At 59.4% G+C, this 15,359-nt stretch carries 14 protein-coding genes; 1 reads left to right on the top strand and 13 read right to left on the bottom strand.

From position 1 onward, the window contains the following. The first annotated feature begins 188 nt into the window (after positions 1 to 188). On the top strand, positions 189 to 1,460 hold the full coding sequence (locus L6R21_20865) for a tetratricopeptide repeat protein (protein ID MCK6561658.1): 1,272 nt from the start codon (positions 189 to 191) through the stop codon (positions 1,458 to 1,460). A gap of 122 nt (positions 1,461 to 1,582) precedes the next feature. Here L6R21_20865 and L6R21_20860 read toward each other — a convergent pair whose 3' ends face one another. The 13 genes from L6R21_20860 to L6R21_20800 form a co-directional block, all read right to left on the bottom strand. Further along, the gene (locus tag L6R21_20860) at positions 1,583 to 2,005 is read right to left on the bottom strand and encodes a biopolymer transporter ExbD (protein ID MCK6561657.1); all 423 of its coding nucleotides are present in this window, start codon (positions 2,003 to 2,005) and stop codon (positions 1,583 to 1,585) included. Then, a complete protein-coding gene (locus L6R21_20855; protein MCK6561656.1) occupies positions 2,005 to 2,400 on the bottom strand; it encodes a biopolymer transporter ExbD in 396 nt (131 codons plus the stop codon). The genes L6R21_20860 and L6R21_20855 overlap by 1 nt, the downstream gene beginning before the upstream one ends. Then, entirely contained in the window at positions 2,397 to 3,029 is a 633-nt protein-coding gene (locus tag L6R21_20850) for a MotA/TolQ/ExbB proton channel family protein (GenBank protein ID MCK6561655.1), read from the bottom strand. The genes L6R21_20855 and L6R21_20850 overlap by 4 nt, the downstream gene beginning before the upstream one ends. A gap of 159 nt (positions 3,030 to 3,188) precedes the next feature. Continuing rightward, positions 3,189 to 4,820: a S41 family peptidase gene (locus tag L6R21_20845; GenBank protein MCK6561654.1), complete on the bottom strand. Its 1,632-nt coding sequence runs from the start codon at positions 4,818 to 4,820 to the stop codon at positions 3,189 to 3,191. A gap of 196 nt (positions 4,821 to 5,016) precedes the next feature. Next, positions 5,017 to 5,928, bottom strand: a complete 912-nt coding sequence (locus L6R21_20840; GenBank protein ID MCK6561653.1) for a PorV/PorQ family protein — start codon at positions 5,926 to 5,928, stop codon at positions 5,017 to 5,019. 101 nt (positions 5,929 to 6,029) lie between these two features. After that, the gene (locus L6R21_20835; protein ID MCK6561652.1) at positions 6,030 to 7,466 is read right to left on the bottom strand and encodes a hypothetical protein; all 1,437 of its coding nucleotides are present in this window, start codon (positions 7,464 to 7,466) and stop codon (positions 6,030 to 6,032) included. 16 nt (positions 7,467 to 7,482) lie between these two features. After that, positions 7,483 to 8,637, bottom strand: coding sequence for a hypothetical protein (locus L6R21_20830; GenBank protein MCK6561651.1), 1,155 nt, complete (start codon positions 8,635 to 8,637; stop codon positions 7,483 to 7,485). A 70-nt stretch (positions 8,638 to 8,707) separates the two neighbouring features. Next, on the bottom strand, positions 8,708 to 9,676 hold the full coding sequence (locus L6R21_20825; GenBank protein MCK6561650.1) for a hypothetical protein: 969 nt from the start codon (positions 9,674 to 9,676) through the stop codon (positions 8,708 to 8,710). 405 nt (positions 9,677 to 10,081) lie between these two features. Then, positions 10,082 to 10,819: an HAD family phosphatase gene (locus tag L6R21_20820; GenBank protein ID MCK6561649.1), complete on the bottom strand. Its 738-nt coding sequence runs from the start codon at positions 10,817 to 10,819 to the stop codon at positions 10,082 to 10,084. A gap of 514 nt (positions 10,820 to 11,333) precedes the next feature. Next, positions 11,334 to 12,314 carry an asparaginase gene (locus tag L6R21_20815; GenBank protein MCK6561648.1) on the bottom strand — a complete coding sequence of 327 codons (981 nt, stop codon included), beginning with the start codon at positions 12,312 to 12,314 and terminating at the stop codon, positions 11,334 to 11,336. Between the two features lie 239 nt (positions 12,315 to 12,553). After that, positions 12,554 to 13,270 (bottom strand): pyridoxine 5'-phosphate synthase, encoded by a 717-nt coding sequence (locus L6R21_20810; GenBank protein ID MCK6561647.1) that lies wholly within the window; start codon positions 13,268 to 13,270, stop codon positions 12,554 to 12,556. Then, positions 13,270 to 14,382, bottom strand: a complete 1,113-nt coding sequence (locus L6R21_20805; protein MCK6561646.1) for a divergent polysaccharide deacetylase family protein — start codon at positions 14,380 to 14,382, stop codon at positions 13,270 to 13,272. The genes L6R21_20810 and L6R21_20805 overlap by 1 nt, the downstream gene beginning before the upstream one ends. 153 nt (positions 14,383 to 14,535) lie before the next feature. Continuing rightward, positions 14,536 to 15,129, bottom strand: a complete 594-nt coding sequence (locus L6R21_20800) for a hypothetical protein (GenBank protein ID MCK6561645.1) — start codon at positions 15,127 to 15,129, stop codon at positions 14,536 to 14,538. Between the last annotated feature and the right edge of the window lie 230 nt (positions 15,130 to 15,359).

Below are 15,359 nucleotides of genomic sequence, written 5' to 3'. Positions count from 1 at the left end.
CAGATGGAATCATGCCTCTATCACTTTCTTCTCTAATTGACACATCGGCAGTTTGGGTGCCCCTGGTACGGCAGCCTAGCCGAAAGGTTGCAGAATTTGCCGGAACTTGGCCGGTTGAAGTTGAACGAATTCCGGCAGCCGCTGTCTCTCCCACCAAATCCGCAACAATTTCTCCTGGAGCATTTGCCATGAAGATTCATCCGCGTCAACCAATTGTCATTTCCTTTCTGCTGGCCGGTGTTCTGGCGACTGCCGGTCACAGCCAAAAGCAACTTCCGCTCACCTCCAAATCGGAGGAGGCCAAAAACTACTATCGGGAGACGGTGAAAGGCATTGAGTCTTTTGAGCCGTTCCGCAAAGTGCAAGCGCTTGCACAGAAGAGTGTGCAAGCGGATTCCAACTTTGCCATGGGGCAACTCCTGGTTGCGGTGTTTACTCCCGCGAAAGACCGCCAGCCCGCGCTGGACAAGGCGCTCAAGCTGGCGGCGAAGGCCTCGCCAGGCGAGCAGCTCTTTGTCGAAGCCACGACGCAGGCGCTCAACAACAACAACGAAAAGGCCATCGCCATTCTCACCAAACTGCGCAAGGATTACCCGGGCGAACGCCGCATCTGCATGGTGCTCGGGCAATTGCATCAGCAACTGGGGCAGTATGCCGAGGCCATCAGATTCTATGAAGCGGCCATCAAAATCGATGGCAACAGTGCGCGGGTTTATTCCCAACTCGGCGATAGCCATCTGCTGCAGGAGCAATATGCCAAGGCGCGGGAGTACTATCAGCTCGCGCTCAGCAAAGTATCAGCCGAGGCCTCGCCGTTTGCGCCTTTTTCCGGCCTGGCGTTGACCAGCATCTACGAAAACAAGCCGGATCAGGCATTGGAAATGATGCAGGAGTTCCACAGCCGCTACCGCCGCAACGGCTCGGCGGAGAATTTCCCCGATGTTTGGATTTGGAACTACATGGGCCGTGTCAATCTGGAGTTCGGCCGGCTGGAAGAAGCCCTGAAATGCTATGAGACCGGCTATCGTTCCGTGCCCGGCAGCGCGCTCGACAGCATCGAGAAGAAGATTTGGTTTGGCCGCGTGTTTCACGGCAAAGCGAGAACGTTGGCAAAGATGGGCCGCCACGGCGAAGCCCAGCAATACGCCGATCAAATCAAAATGATGATTGAGACCGGCGGCGAACGGGGAGAAGAGTTTTGGAAGGCCTATCACTACCTGGCGGGTTATCTCAAGCTGGAGAGCGGTGACAGCGAAGCCGCAGCCGAACACTTGGAGAAGTCGGATCAAGACGATCCCTTTCAGAAGCTGCTGCTGGCCAAGGCCAATCTCAAACTGGGCAACAAGAGCCAGGCGCTCGACATTTGCCGGGAAATCGTGAAGAGCACCAACAACAACCTCGATCGCGCGCTCTCCTATCCCGAGGCCAAGAAAATTCTCGCTGCGGCTGGGACATATTAGTACGTGCCTGCTCCCACCCGGCTGCGTTGGAACTGGCTACCTTCCACACCCTCCACGCCCCCAATGTGTGTACTTGGGGGCGTTTTTGTTGACGCCGTCGCCGGCAGAAAAGGCCTGCCACCTCATTGGCCGGAGGGTCGCGCGGCGTACAGCACATTCAAAGCCTCGGCCGCGCGCAATTGCTCCTGCACCGCGTAAACGTGCTCCATCTTCACGGTTTCGTCAATGCGCAGCGCCACCGCCTTGAGCGGATGCAACGGATCGCTGCGCCGGTCGGCCAGAATTGTTTTGATTTCCTCCAAACCCACGATCTTGTCGTCGATGAGGAGGCGGCCGCTCCGGTCGATCCAGATATAGGCCACATCGCGCTTGCCCGGCAGTTTCTCGATCATGCGCGCTTGCGGCAGGGTCACCGGTAATCCCGCATACTGCTTGAACACCGTCGAGACCATGAAGAAGATCAGCAGCAGAAACACGATATCCGGCAACGAGGCCGTGGGAATGCCCGCGGCAATGCGCGCTTTGCGCTGGAATCGCAGCGGCATCAGTCCGGCTCCGCAATTGAAATACGCCTCCCCCCTGCTTGCTTGATTTGATCGATCACCGTGAGATAGATGCGATATTCCGCCTGCGGATGCGCTTTCACTGAGACAATCAACTTGGGATTGGCCGCCAGCCGCGGCTGCAGTAGATCTTTGATCGCCGCGGGCGCCACCTCCTGCTCGTCCAGCAGAATTTCACCCTGGGGATTGATCAAAAGCGTGACGAGATCCGTGCGCGCCACGACGGTGGCCGCGCCCTTGGCTGGCAGCGTCAGTCGAATACCCTTTTCAACGTCGATGTTGGTGGTGGCGAGAAAGAAGATGAGGATAAGAAAAGCCACGTCTGCCAGCGAGGCCGTGGGAATCTCGGGCATCCGGCGTTCGGGCCTGCGAATCATCGCCGGCTGCCCTGCTGCTCGACCAGCGCTTCGACCAGCTCAAACGCACTCTTTTCCATGTCGATGACGAGTTTGTCGATGCGGCTGACGAAATAGTTGTGGCAGGTTTGGATGATGATCGCGACGATCAAGCCGAAGAGTGTGGTGATCAGGGCCACGGCAATGCCGCCGGCCACGATCGAGGGGCTGATGTCATTCGCCATTTCGATGGCTTTGAAGGCGAGAATCATACCCCACACCGTGCCGAGAAAGCCCAGCAGCGGCGCGAGGGAGATCACGGTGGCGAGCCAGACCAGGTTTTTTTCCAGAAAAGCCATTTCGACCGCGCCGGTGTTGATGATTGCCTTTTCCACCTGATCCAGCCCGCGATCGGCCCGTTGCAGGCCGGCATTGAAGATGGCGGCCACCGGTCCGCGCGTCTGATTGCACACGGCCAGCGCCTCCGCAATGCCGCCGGATTGCATTGCCGCCCGGATCCGCGGCAGGAATTTTCGGGGATCTACGTTCGAGCGTGACAAGGTCCAAAAGCGCTCCAAGCTGATCGCCAATCCAATAACAAACAGAATCAAGATCGGATGCATGAAACCACCGCCGTCCTGATACAACTGCAAGACCGAGTAACCTTCCACGCCGGCATCTCCTGCGAGCCAAGTTGAGAGGGAATTCGTTGCGGAGCAATGAGTGGCGAAAAGCTTAGAGAAGTTTGCTTTGAATGTCAAGGCAATTCTGGGCCAATAAAAAAGGGCGCCGGTGAGAGCGCCCTTTTTTCGGAAAACAAACAAGTCCGGTCAATTCTTGCGCACGCGCTGACCGCCTTCTCCCATGGCCGCGAGTTTCTCTGCCTGTGGGAAAAGGCGCAGCACCTGCTGAAACTGCGGGTCTTCGCGAATCTCCACCTGCGCGGCATGCTCGCGATCCCACAAGTGCAGGGCGATTTCCTTCTTCAACATCAGCTTGATCATGCCCTGGTCGGCAGTCCAGCTTGCCTGATCGAATTTGATGCCTTTCGCGTCGCTCAACCGGCGCAAATCCGCGAGCACGCGCTCGCTCGGTGTCCACGTCTCTTTGAAACTCTCGAAATCATTCGCGAGTTGGCGGTTCTTGCTGGCGTAGTCGCTGGCGAATTCCAGAAACACGTTGGAGATGATCAAATCATAAGTGAAGCGCGAGGGCAACAGCCACTTGATGCGCACGTCGGGCGTAATACCGCCGCCGCCGAAGACGCCGCGGCCGGCGCTGGTCTTGTAAACCGGCCGGTTTTGGGTGGAATCCGGGGTGGCATTGGGGTCGACATCATCGTAGGCCTCGTTGACGTACTCACTGAAGTTGCCATTCTCGTAAGGCCGCTGAATCAACCGGCCACTGGGGGTGTAGTACTTGGCGGTGGTGACGCGAATCGCCGAGCCGTCCTTCAAGCCGATTTGCGTCTGCACCAAACCTTTGCCGAAGCTGGTTTCGCCCACGATCAGCGCGCGATCCCAATCCTGCGCCGCGCCCGCGACAATCTCGGAAGCGCTGGCCGAGCCGTGGTCGATCAGGATGATCATGGGAACTTGCGCATGGTGATCGTCGTCGGTGGCGAAGTAATCATCGTCGGCTTGGGGGATGCGGCCGCGGGTGTAGACGATTTTGCGACCGCGCTCGATGAATTTGTCGGCCACTTCCACGGCTTGATCGAGGTAGCCGCCGGCATTGCTGCGCAAATCAAGAATGACCTGGCGCATGCCCTGTGCTTCCAGCTTGGTGAGCGCGTTTTCCAGTTCCTCCGCGGTGGTTTTGGAAAAGCGCTTCATGCCGATGTAGCCGGTGCGATCGTCGACCATGAAAACCGGCTCGACGCTGTAGATGGAAATCCGGTCACGCGTGATGGTCACCTCGAAGGTCGAATCAAAACCGGGGCGCTGAATAGTGATGCGGACTTGCGAGCCGCGCGGGCCGCGGAGCTGCCGGATGATTTCCTCCTGATCGAGGTTGTAGGTCGATTTGCCTTCGATTTGCACGATCTGGTCACCGGCGCGCAGCCCCAGGCGCTCGGAGGGCGAGCCGCCAATCGGGGCAATCACGGTCGGCCACTTCTTGACAATGAGAAACTCGATGCCGATGCCAAAAAAATGGCCTTCGAACTTCTCGGTCACTTCCTCGAGCTGGTCTTTCGGAATGAAGACCGAATGCGGGTCGAGTTTGCCGAGCATACCGGAAATGGCGCCGTCCACCAAAGTTTGGGTTTTGACTTCCTCGACATAATACCTGTTCACCGCGTTGAGCGCTTCACTGAACCGCATCATCTCCTGATAGAGGTTGTTGTTGCGCTGCAGCCGCTCCCACGGCACCAGGCTGGCAGGCTCGAACAGTGCGAGGGAGGAAACGGTCACCACGGCAAAGGTTGCCATCCAAACTTTGTGACTTCCGAAAGGCTTCATCGCGCACCTCGAATTGTGGCGGGGTGAGACCGGAGAGTTGGAACGAAACTCCGAAACGTTGAACACGGGCGAGCAGCCCCGATTGGTGTCTGCTCGATGCCATAAACTATAGCGGCGCCGCACCCCGCCGCAGACGGCATAACGAAATTGAAAGCGTTTCTTAAGACGCTGATTGCCGGAAAAAGGTTGCGCCGGCTCAGAGCTTGACCAGCAGGGCAAAGCGATGCGTGGCACCCAAGTCGTTACGGAAAGGCAGGTAGCCGTAATCCAACGTGAAGCTGCCGCGGTTCGCGCCAAAACCGGCGGTCAACCCGCGGTTCTCGCGGCCCAATTGATAGCCGGCACGGCCGGCAATGCCGTGCCTCGGCCAATATTCCAGGCCCGCACTCACCGCATTGCCGCCTTTGAACAGCAGCGCGTTTTCCAGGGTGAGCGCAAACGCCGGATCGCCGCCGGTAGAAGCAAGTTGATAGGCAGCACCGGCACGCAGCAAAGCCGGCAGCGCAATATCTTCGCGCGCGTGCGCGCCCATCTTGCCCAGGTTTTGCACGCTGGCCGCGAGGCGCACCGGCGAGCCCGGGGCCTGCCATCCCGCGCCGAGGTCAAGGGCAAAGCCGTTGGCAGAGTTGAGGTAGATTTTTTCGTAGAGGTACTTGGCGGCGAGACCCCACGCCAGCGAAGCGCCATGCTTCCTGCCATACGCCAGTGCCAGTGCCAAATCACGGCCATCAAAAGTGCCGATCGGCTCCGCGGTCGGCCGGTCGCGGACTTCGATATCGGGAATGCTTTGCGTCGTCAAGCCCAGGCCGAGCACACCGCCGAATCCCGCAAAGCTGACGGCATAGAAATCATGATTGACGCTCTCCAACCACTCCAGGTGGCTGAAGGCAAGCTGCGTGCCCTGCGCTTGCGCCAAGCCGGCGGGATTCCAATAGATCGCAGTTGCATCCTGCGCCAACGCCACGTAAGCCTCGCCCAACGCTGCGGCTCTGCCGCCCACGCCGATTTTCAAAAAAGCCAGCCCGGACTTGCCCGCCTCTTGTGCCGGCGCGAAAACCGGCAGGCAGACGAGCAGCAGGAGGCCGCGGAGAAGATTTTTGCCTGACATATGATCGGATTCTCTTTCAAAACGGTGTTCTCGGTCACCCCGCCGCGAAAGCCGTGGGCAGGGCAAAAGATTGCTGCATCAACCCACCAAAACCATGCACTCTAATCCAACACCATGACTTTGCCCCAGTGCACGCCCTCGCCCGCCAATTCCACACGATAGAAGTAAACGCCGTTGTGCACCACCTCGCCGCGGCTGTTCTTCCCGTCCCAAATTTCAAAGTAGTTGCCGCTGCTGTTGCGCGGCTTGCCGGAGACGATCTCGGCGACCAGTTCCATGGCAAAATCAAACACCTTGATGGTCACCGTGGTGGCCTTGGTGGTATTGTACTGCAGGCGAACGTAGCCGGTCTCGTTCAGTCGATTGTGCCGCGCCGGCGAAAACGGATTGGGATAGGCATAGGTTCGCGGCTCGCCGGCCTCCCCCGCCGGCACGGAGCCACGCAGCACCGTCCAGGTGTTGCCCTCATTGGCGGTGACTGCCAAGCCGTCCGGCCCGCCAACGAAGAGTTGATTGCCGAGCTGTCCCGCGCAAAAGAATTCATCACTGAGATAGGGCTGCTGCTCGGTGGCATCATAGAGATCGGGAAACTTGGCCCAGGTGTAGCCGAAATCATCGGAGCGATACAGGCCTTTGTCGGTGGCCACGTAGGCCGTGACACCATTGAACGCGAAGTTGTGGGCAAACTCATCCAGCAAGGTAACCCTCCAGGAATAGCCGCCGTCCTGACTGATGGAAACCGCGCGCCGCTCGTCGGGGTCTTCAGCATTGACGGTCGCAGCCCAGAGGTACTCACGGCCCTGCCATTTCTGTTGGCCAAGCGCGACGACAAAATTTCCGGAGATCGGTTGCGCCTGGTTTTGATGTGAGAAGTTCGTCCAGGTGAGGCCGCCATCGATCGAGCGGTTGATTCCGCCGGCGGTGCCGACATACAGCACGCCGTCGGCATTGAGCACGGAGAAGGCGCGATGATTGAGGTTGTTGGCAACATCGAGAAAGAACGAATCCGGCGGCACCGAGCGCCAGGCTTTGCCGCGATCACTCGAGGTGGAGACGCTGCCGCCGAAGCTCGCGATCCAAACACCGGTGGGATGCAGCGCAATGTCGTAGGTGATGTTTTGGATCACGGTGTTGAAAGGCGTCGGTTGCGGCACGCGCGTCCAGGTGGCGCCGTGATCGGTGGAATAGCTCAGACCGCCGCCGGCCGGCAGCAGGCCTTCGGGAACGAGAGAATCAAACGCCGTGGCGACCCAGACAATGCTGTCGGTGACTGCCAAGCCGGAGACTCCGCCGCGCGGCAATCCATTATCATGAGTATGGGTCACCCAGGTCTGGCCGCCATCAGCAGAGCGCGCCACGCCGCGGCTGGTCCCCAGCCAAATCTCACCCTGATGAACCACCAGATCACTGATGGAATTGGAACGCAAGCCGGGCAGGGGTGCGGCTGCGCGGCCGAGCTGCCATCCTCCTTTGGCCGGGGTTTGCGCCGGGAGCACGGTCGCGACGCCGAGCAGCGCGAGAAAGAGTATGCGGAACATGATCGTTATTTCCACCTCAAGGTAAAACGTTGATGATGTGCGTGAGCGTATTGCTCAGGGCGCCGTTGCGGTCCTGCGCCCGAAACTCAAAACGGTAGGTGCCGGTTTGGTTTTGTGGTGTAATTTGAATGCGCAGAGAATAGCGGTGGTCATTGGCGCCCAGGTCGCCCTCCTGGCCGTCATCGCGCATGGCAAAGGGGTTGCCGGAAGCCGGCGTTCCATCCGGCCGGAAGGAATTGAAGAACACGCGGGCAATGCCGTCATCACAACTCGAGTCGGGATCGACCGCGCGCACAGCCAGCAGGTAAATGTTGGGAGTGGCACTCCGGCTGATGGTCGTGGGTGCGGAAAGATCGGATACCAGCGGCGGGTGATTGGTCCGGCAAGCTGCCAGTTCGGCGCGCACCGTGCGCACCTCCGCCAGGCTGATGCCGCCCGCTTGATCAACGGCGCGCAGGATCATCGTGTAAAGATTGCGTGAATTTTTCAACAAGGCGGGATCAAAGCGCAGCCCGAAGACACCGTCCTGGCTGGCGCCATCGCCGCTTTGACCGTCATCGCGCAGCGCCAACACCCAGGTGGGCGTAGGCGCGGCCGGACGATAAATTTCCAATCGCACCGAGTCAAGCGTTGCCAGGCCGTCACCGTCACTCACCGTTGCCAGCAGCACCGGCGAGTAACTCGAATCCGACCAGATGATCTCCGGAATCGTGACTGCGGTAATCACGGGCAGCGCATTCTCTTTGCCTGTCAACACGGTGAGGGTGTCACGCCGCGTTTCACTTGCGTGATTGCCGCGATCGGTCGCGACTGCCTCCAGCAATAGCTGGCCGGTGCGATTCTTGATCACCGTCGAGTCCAGGGGATGGTAGAATTGCCCATCGCCCTTGAGCAGGTCACCGCCTTGGCCGTCATCGGCCATGGCCAAGGTTGCGACAACGGCATTGCCGGCGCGCACCGTCAGGGTCACGCCGGCGAGATCAGCCACGCCCTGCGGGTCTTCGACGTGAACGTGAATGCCGGCCGGTTGTATGGGAATTTGATAGACGGCCGCCGGCATTTGCACGGAAACAATTACCGGCGCTTCCGGCGCCGGCGGCTGCGTGGGATTGTCCTTGCAGGCCCACAGCCCCACGCTGATCAATGCGATGATTACGGAGGTCGATTTCACAGTGGCGATTTCCCTATGACAAGCGATGCGGAACAATTCATCACGACGCGTGATGAATCTCAGAGAAATTTCAGAAGATGAAAGCCCAGCCAAAGACATGGTCGCTGTCGAGATTGTCGGCGTGGGTGGCAAAGGCATAGTGCAACTCGGATTTGCGGCCGAGGATCCCGAAGCGATAGCCGGCGCCGAAAGTGGGCTGGCCGTCATTGAGGCCGGCGCGCAAATTGCCGATTTCGCGCAGACTCGCCACCGCCCCGAGGTGCAGAGTGCCGTCGCGGAACTGCCGCTTCCCGACGTCGGCCGCCAGCGTCAGCCACGGCACGAGGCGCGATACGGCAATGCCGGCGCGCACGCCGCGCGGGAACTTCTGCACAATGCTGGTGCCGCGATCGTACACGCCTTCGGTCTTCCAGGTATATTTGAGATTCACGTTGCTCACGGCCGCGCCGAGTTGAATGCCGGCAACGGGCCGCAGCAGTGCGCCAAAATCAAAACCGAAAGAGGAAGCGGAGATTCCGCCGCCGTCCTGCTTGACGCCCGGCAAACGATTGAAGATTACCCGGCTGGTCAAACCGATGCCGAGCTTTGGGTGAGGCTGCAGCGCGAAGGAAAGGCTCAAGGCGTCTTCGGCAGCCGAGAGCGGCTCGAGTTTCTGGCCGTCAAAGTCGCGGGCATCAATCTCATCCACGCCGGCATGAATCCACGCCAGGCTAATGCCGCCATTCATGGCCTGTTGACCCCTGGCATTCATTCCCGGCCGGATCGGCACGCCGAAGCCAAGATAGGCAAACGTGCGATCCAGGGCCAGCGCACGATACGAAACGGTCAACTCACGATGATCGAACCAGGCGACGCTGCCGGGATTGTAGTAGGCGGACTCATTACCTTCAACCATGGCCACATAGGCCCGCCCCATCGCCTCGGAACGCGCGGCCACTCCCGCGCGCAGAAAAGCGCCGGCGTAACCACCCTGGCCAAAGCCACTCACCGGCAGTGACGCAACACTCAAAAACAACAACAGAGAGATTCGTTTGATCATAAGGCTCTCAGGTGAATGAAACGGCGTTACAGAAAACTCACCGGCGCGCTGCCGTAGAAAACGTGCGCATCTGCCGGCGCCGACAACTGCCTCGATCGGAGAAGAGGAGCTTCGTGTGGAATGAAAGCCATGCCCGCATTTGCCAACTGCGCTGCCGCAGCCAGCGTCACCGCGTCGCTGCGCGTGTTCAGGCCGGCGGGAATCAAGCTCTGCCGCAGAGGCACTGGTCTCAGCGACCCCGGCTGCGCAGACAACCCGAAACATGTGCTCTCCGCCTGCCGCGATTCACGTCTTGGCGCGGCCCAACTTCAATGCTGTAACAGTCTCTCGCGGTCTGGCTCCTTGAGGGTGGGAGAAGATGAGTATTCGTTCGCTATGAGCGATGGTCGCTGACGCCCGCTGGCGTCAATCTTCCACATCCAAATCGGTCAACGGATAGTAACGTTGTTCCGGCTGTGCCGCCTGTGGCTTGGGCTGCAATGCCGGGCCTTCCAAATGGCTGATGAGCGCCGGCAGCCGGCGCCGCAATTCCGTAAAATCCGACACGATGGCATCGGCGTTGCGCAGAAAGTAGGGCGCCAGCGTGCTGGTGATGGCAACCACGCTCATGCCCGCGGCGCGCGCGGCGGTGATGCCCAACGGCGCATTTTCGATCACCAGGCATTCGCTGGGCGCGAGATTGAGCTTCTGAGCGGCGCGAATGAACGGTTCGGGATCCGGCTTGCCGTTTTCAATATCCTCCGCGCCCACCACGCAATCGAAATAGCGCATCACTTCCGGCCCCAGCAGCTCCTCCACATGCGCGCGCAATGATCCGGTTACGATACCGATGCGATAGCGGTTTTGCTGCAGATAATCGAGCACCTCCGTCACGCCCTCGTTGAGGGTGGAATTGTCCAGGGCGAAAAAGGCGTCCCGCTTTTCTTCGACGATTTGCTGCACTAATTCCGGCGTGGCCGGCTTGCGATGGCGATGAAACAGCTCGGCCGCCACTTCCATTGTGGTCGCCCCCTCTTTCAAATAAATCTCCATGGCCTCGATCGCAACGCCATGGCGCGCCATCACCTGCTGCCAAGCCTCCACGTGATAGGGCATGCTGTTCATCAGCACACCATCATGATCGAACAAGACGGCGTGTATCACGGGGTCTCCTTCCTGTGTCGGGGAATTCACCAGAGCCACCGTCGCACTGCCGTGACATGCGGCGGCTCACCATTGACTCGCTGGCAATCGGGCGATCTCTTACCTCTGACGAGTCTCGCCTCCGGTGCAATTCTCTTACTGTCGTATCCCGTTTACGTTCCTGCGCAAAATAGAAAAATTCCATTAAAAGTCAATTTCAGATTTCGTGCCGTCGAGGACAATTGCGTTCCTCTGCCCGGCAGGGAACTCGATAGGGTCCGGAATCACGAATCTTTGAGAACATGATCCGGCAACGGTTTGGCCGAGGCACCGAAATTATCGGAGTCACAACGATTCGCGACATCTTGGAAACTGGGCAAAGCCGAGGTTCGCAGATTTTCGGACGGGCGCCAGCGCGGAACTCGCCAACTGATAGAAACAACCCGGCAGATGAACAAGCCGTTTGTCCGTTGGTGCGTTACCATTCGCTGAAGGGACTGACGGCTAGGAGAACAACGATTTCACTTTGAAGCGCCTAAATCGCGGCCGCCAGCACACCCACTGCCAAGCCGCGGTGATTGCGCAACGTTTCGGCATCAAAGTGCGCCAGGCGCTTCAGCTCATCTTCCGAGAGAATCTCCAGTTTCTTCAACAATGCTACCACCACTGCCGGTATGGCGCGGCCGGAGCCATCGGCAATCTTGATCGCGATCCCGAGCGGTTGCGGCGCATTCACCGCCAGGCACTCGATGCCTTCAGCGCCGGTTTTGGCCAGCACCTTGCCGCGAGTGGCGCGCATCAAGATCGTATCAAATCGTCCTTCCCCTGCGATGTAATCCGGATTCTTGACGAAGATCGAGTAAATGCGCCGGGCCATCTCATCCGCCATGGTGACGAGGCCGGCATACATATGCGCCATGCTGATCATCGGCAGGGCGAAGTTGGGTGCACTACAACCGTCGATGCCCACCGGCACGGCATCTTCCAACAATCCGGCATAGCGGGCCACGGTGCGCCACAGCCGCTTTTGATAGGGATGGTTGAAATCAAGATAGTTGCTCACCGGCAGGCCGCGATTGACACAGGCGGCAATCATGCCGGCATGCTTGCCCGAGCAATTGTTGTGCAACACCGTGGGCTTTTCACCGGCCGCGGCCAATTCCTCCGCCACCGCGCTGCCCAGCGGCACATGCACACCGCATTGCAGATCCGCGGGCGTGCGTCCGGCCTTCTCGAGGATGGCCTGCACAGCCTGTACGTGCTTCTGCTCGCCGTTGTGGCTGGCCATGATCACCGCCAGCTCGGCCTCCGTCAAGCCGAAAATCTCCGGCACGGCATCTTCAAACAGCGGAATCGCTTGAAACGGCTTGGCGGCGGAGCGAATGTACGTGACGAAATGCGGGTCACCGGCGGAGAGCACGAGGTTGCCCTCGCCATCGACCACAGCAAAATGTCCGAAGTGTTGGCTTTCCACGACGTCGCCACGCTTAACGGTCGCAAGCAGGTCGGCAGGCATGAATGGTTGGAGAATGGGGTTGAGTAAATGAGTCTCGTTTTCTGGGTTCTGGTGTGCCGGCCGGGTTTCTTCAGATTACCGATGAGGTGCAATTGGTGCCAGTCCGAAGATGTTCCAACCTCGGCTGAGCCGAGGTTTTCAAAATCTTGAGTGTCGTGTCACCGCTGAGGATTTCGATGCAACGGCCAAGCCCTTGCAGAAGCATTCTCGAAAAGCTCACGATTTCGAATGACCGCTAGCTAGCGCTTCATCAAGGCCAGCATGTCGCGCACGGCGCGCTCCATGCCCACCATGATCGCGCGGCCGACAATGGCGTGCCCGATGTTCAGCTCCTCGATCTCGGGAATCGCCGCCACCTCCCTCACATTTTGGTAATTGAGACCGTGCCCCGCGCTCACGCCCAGCCGCAACTTGGCGGCGGCCGCCGCCAATGCCCGCAATTTTTCCAGCTCGTCATTGATGACGTTCAGGCTTTCGGCATGCGCGTAGGCGCCGGTGTGCAGCTCGACATAATCCGCGCGCACGCGAGCCGCTGCTTTGATCTGCTGAATATCGGGATCGATAAACACGCTGACGATGATGTTGTGATTCTGCAGCGTGGCAATCGTCTCTTCGAGGTATTCCTGATTCTTGACCACATCCAGGCCGCCTTCGGTGGTGATTTCTTCGCGGCGCTCGGGAACCAGCGTGACCATGTCGGGCACGACTTCCAGCGCGATTTTCACCATTTGATCGGTGGCCGCCATTTCCAGATTCAAATGGGTCTTCACCAACTCCTTCAAAAGGTAGAGGTCTTTGTCCTTGATGTGCCGGCGATCTTCGCGCAGATGACAGACGATGCCATCAGCGCCCGCCATCTCGGCCACGATCGCCGCCGCCACCGGATCGGGCTGGCGATCTTTGCGGGCTTCCCGTACCGTTGCCACATGATCAATGTTGACTCCCAAACGTACCATCACTTCCTCCGCAAAGTTTGTTGCACCGTCAGATTCGAAGAGGGTTTCGCTTCCCGCTGCACGAGCGTCCGGACCGGCACAAATTCCAACCCCTCCTTCTGCAATTGCGGCCCCTTCTCGCGCAACACCTGCAGCGTGGCGGGATAGGGATGGCCGATGCCGATGGCATAGCCGTGCTGCGCCGCCAAGTCGGCGAGCAGCGCGAGCTTTTGCTCGATGTGCGTCACATTCTCGACATTATCCAAAAACGTATCATTCAGCGCGGTGGCGATTCCGGCCTGGCCTGCCAGCGCAAAGGCCTGGGTGTCGTTGTTGGTCTGGCTGTCGATGAAGAAGAGTTTGGCGGACTTCAATTCCGCGAACAAAGCCGTCAGCAGCTTCTTGTTCGTCGTCGCGCGCGAGCCCATGTGGTTGTTCATGCCTTCAGCATGGGGCACGGCCTGCAAGGCTTGGCGCACGCGCCGGCGAATTTCCTTTTCCGGCATGTCGACCAGCAACTCATAACCATTGCGCTCGACCTGGCGCTCCAGCGCTTCCATCGGCATGTGAATGATCACCGCTTTGCCGAGGCGATGCAGATGCCTGGCGATCGCCTCCGAATGCGGCAACCCGGGAATGACCGCATAGGTGATCGGAAACGGCAGGTTGATGAAACCCGCCACCGCCTGCTGATCTTGATAACCAAAATCGTCGATGATCAGTGCGATCTTGCCGGAGCGCCGCGCGATTGGCGGGCCGGCGGCGGCCTGCGGCAACAGCAAAATTCTCTGCAGTGGAACATTCGGCGCGGTGTAGATCACCTCCGCGCCGCCGGCCGGCAAGCTCTCCTGCAAACTGGTGACTGTTGCCCCGAGTTTCTGCGCGCGCTGCGCAATAGCTCGGGCAAGCGCCGCCGGCGACATCGTTGCCGGCAGACTCACGCGCAGGAGATTGTCGCGTTCGCTCAGCCACTGCAACTGCACGCCGGACTCGGCCAGCACGCGATCAATGGCGAGGCGCAAACGCTCCGTCGCGGTCAATTCACGAAACGTGGGGCGAACGGGAATGGTGGCCGCCGGCGCGGCCGGGCGGTCGTGGCGCAAGTAATCGTCCAACGCAACCAGGGTTGCCATCAGAAGAAGGAAGGCCGCTATCGCAATTCTCTGCCAACGGGGCGCGGGCAGAGACATGTTCTTCGCTTGCTTGCGGGCCGTTCTTTTGAGGCGTTTCGCCACGAACTTGCTTGACGTTGGTGAGTTACGGCATCACGGTTTGAGCAAAAAAGATCAACGCACAAACGCGGCCTTGAGGCTGCTCCAGGTCGGCGCCTGGCCGGTGCTGAAATCGGCCCAACGATAGATTGACCATTCTCCGAATTGATCCTTGATCAGCCAGAAGCGCAGCTCACCGGCCATTCGCCCGGGCACGCCAATGCTCTGGCGCTTGTGCCGCACCACCAAAACATAAGAACGCAAGAAGATCGCGGAATCACCGTAGCTGATGGTTTGTAGAGAATCCAGCCGCAGGCTGCGCGCGGAATCAGCCGGCAGCGCGGCGCGCAATTGGATGAAATAGTCGCGCTCCGCGGTCAAACTCCAGCCGGAAAACAGACCGGGGTTTTGGTTGGCGACGGCGGTCTCGGGGTCAAAACGAAAGCGCTGGCCGGTGCGGGTGGAATCACTGAAGCAGCGCAGGTAGTTTTCCACGTTCTGATCGGCGATGGCATTGCGCAAATTTTCCAGCACCAGTTCCGAGGCAAACGGTGGAATCCAGCGGTTCCCGCCGGCATTGTCGGGAGATTCCGGTGTCCGCGTCGCAAAGGGATTCTCGCAGCCTGACACACTCGCCGTCAGGGCAATGGCGAGCAGCAAGTGCGGCACACCGCGCCTGTTCGATTCCGGCTGCGGTGATTCGCGCCGTGCGCAGCGCTTGCACCTGCACCATTCGCCTGCAAATGCGGCGCGCCGCGGAGAATTTGCGATCGCAAGCACGCGGCAATATAGAATAACTCGATCTTCAGATCAAGGCTTTAATTCGGCGGGGGTGTTTGCCGAGGCCGCAGTTGCAGCAATCGCCGGCCTTGCCCGTTCTCGAAATCAATCCAACTGCC

The organism is bacterium (assembly GCA_023150945.1).
Taxonomy (GTDB): domain Bacteria; phylum Zhuqueibacterota; class Zhuqueibacteria; order Zhuqueibacterales; family Zhuqueibacteraceae; genus Coneutiohabitans.
Note: the sequence above shows the minus strand (reverse complement) of the source record. Positions and strands in the feature narration are given on the sequence as shown.